At 61.6% G+C, this 2,260-nt stretch carries 2 protein-coding genes; both read right to left on the bottom strand.

Features of this window, described 5'->3' with window-relative positions; all coding sequences use genetic code 11:
• Positions 1-98: 98 nt before the first annotated feature.
• Complete coding sequence (leuD, locus tag PMI23_RS28355) at positions 99-713, bottom strand: 3-isopropylmalate dehydratase small subunit (protein ID WP_007917726.1); 615 nt, start codon at positions 711-713, stop codon at positions 99-101.
• Positions 710-2,128: a 3-isopropylmalate dehydratase large subunit gene (gene leuC / locus PMI23_RS28350; RefSeq protein ID WP_007917725.1), complete on the bottom strand. Its 1,419-nt coding sequence runs from the start codon at positions 2,126-2,128 to the stop codon at positions 710-712. Before leuC ends, leuD begins: the two co-directional genes overlap by 4 nt.
• Positions 2,129-2,260: the final 132 nt, after the last annotated feature.

The raw sequence follows: 2,260 nt of genomic DNA, 5'->3' as shown, positions 1-2,260 counted from the left end.
CGGAACGCCGCATCGCAGCGATGGCGTCAGCTCAGCCAACACAAATGCTGGAAGTGCCGGCCTCATCGCTGGCAAGCCAGCTCCCACAGGTTATGCGTTCAGCCTAACCACGGGTTGTTGGCCAGATGCTCGCGTTCGAAATCTTTGATCTGTTCGCGCCGTTGCAGGGTGCTGCCGATGGCATCCAGGCCGAGCAGCAACGCGGTTTTGCGCAGGTTATCAATCTGGAAATCGATCACGCTGCCATCCGCCAGACTAATCCGCTGCGCCTCCAGATCAATACTGACCCGCGCCGTTTCAGGCTCACCGACAAGCTGTCCAATGCGCTGCACCTGTACCTCTTCCAGGGTGATCAACAACACGCCGTTACGCTGGCAATTGTCATAGAAAATCCCGGCAAAGCTGCTGCCGATCAACGCGCGGATGCCCATTTGCTGCAGGCCCCATACCGCGTGTTCACGGCTGGAACCGCAGCCGAAATTGGGCCCGACCACAAGAAAGTTCGCACCTTTCCAGGCGGGCTGGTTCAGCACGAACTCAGGGTTGGGCGTGCCATCGCGCTGAAACCGCAGATCGAAAAACAATCCGCGATCCAGCCCGTTTCTATCGATGCCCTTGAGAAACTGCTTGGGCATGATCACGTCGGTATCAACGTTCGCTGCCAGTAACGGCGCAGCCTGGCCAATGACTAGAGTGAAAGGTTGCAGGCTCATGGGCGTACTCCAAAGTGGCGGATATCGGTGAGTCGACCGCTGATCGCTGCGGCGGCGACCATCGCCGGGCTCATCAAATGAGTGCGCGCACCGGCGCCCTGACGGCCTTCAAAGTTGCGGTTGGTGCTGGACGCGCAGCGGTCGCCGGGGGCGAGTACGTCGTCGTTCATCGCCAGGCACATCGAGCAGCCGGACTGACGCCATTCGAACCCGGCGTCGATAAAGATCTGCGCCAGCCCTTCCGCCTCGGCCTGCGCGCGAACTTCGCTGGAGCCGGGGACGATCATCGCGCGTACATGCCCGGCCACTTGCTGACCGCGCACGACGCTGGCGGCATCGCGCAAGTCTTCGATCCGCGCGTTGGTGCACGAACCGATAAAGGCGTGGCTGATAACAATGTCGCTGAGCGCCATGCCCGCTTCGAGGCCCATGTAGTTGAGGGCGCGGCGCATGTCCTGGCGCAGGATCGGATCGCTGATCGCTTGCGGATTCGGCACCCGCGCACCGATCGCGGCAGCCTGATCGGGGCTGGTGCCCCAGGTGACCATCGGTTCAAGAATGCTGGCATCCAGGTGAATCTCGCGGTCAAACAGCGCACCGGGATCACTGCGCAGTTCGCGCCACTTCTTCACGCCCCGTTCCCACAACTCACCTTGCGGCGCGCGCGGCTTGCCCTTGAGATAGGCGAAGACCTTTTCATCCGGGGCCATGAACGCGCCGCGCGCACCGGCCTCGACAGCCATGTTGCAGATGGTCATGCGCGCTTCAACGCTCAAGGCATCGATAGTCGAGCCGCAGAACTCGATCGCGTAACCGCTGGCCCCGGACGCACCGATGCGACCGATCAGGGCCATGATCACGTCTTTGGACGTCAGGCCCGCTGTCAACTCGCCGTCGACGGTCACGCGCAGGCTTTTCAGACGTTTGTAGACCAGCGTCTGCGAGGCCAGCAGGTGTTCGATCTCGGAGGTGCCGATGCCAAAACCGAAAGCGCCGAGTGCGCCATAGGTGGTGGTATGGCTGTCGCCGGCGGCGATGACCATGCCGGGCAGAATGAACCCCTGCTCGGGAGCGATCACGTGTTCAATGCCCTGACGTTTGTCGAGGATGTCCAGCAACTCGATGCCGAAGTCCCGGCAATTCTCCGCCAGATACGAGACTTGCCGGGCGCCGCCGGCATCAGGCATTGCCGCGATGCGCACAGGCGTGGTCGGGTTGACGTGATCGACCACCGCCAGCGCCGTGCCCGGACGCCAGACCCCGCGCCCGGCGGCACGCAAACCGCTGAACGCCTGCGGGCTGGTGTATTCGTTGATCACCTGACGATCGATATACAAGAGGACATGGCCCTGATCGTCGAGGCGGCACACCGTGTGCGAATCGATGTGTTTGTCATAGAGGGTTCTGGCGGTCATCAAGGCGCTCACTCAGGGAAATCAGGTGATTCCCATCATAGGGAGCGCGGGTCGGCCATCAATTGGCAGACAGTGATGGCGTGGATCATGAATCGTGTTTGATCTGCCGATCAGCGAAACCCTGTAGGAGCT

This window comes from Pseudomonas sp. GM24, assembly GCF_000282235.1.
Taxonomy (GTDB): domain Bacteria; phylum Pseudomonadota; class Gammaproteobacteria; order Pseudomonadales; family Pseudomonadaceae; genus Aquipseudomonas.
Note: the sequence above shows the minus strand (reverse complement) of the source record. Positions and strands in the feature narration are given on the sequence as shown.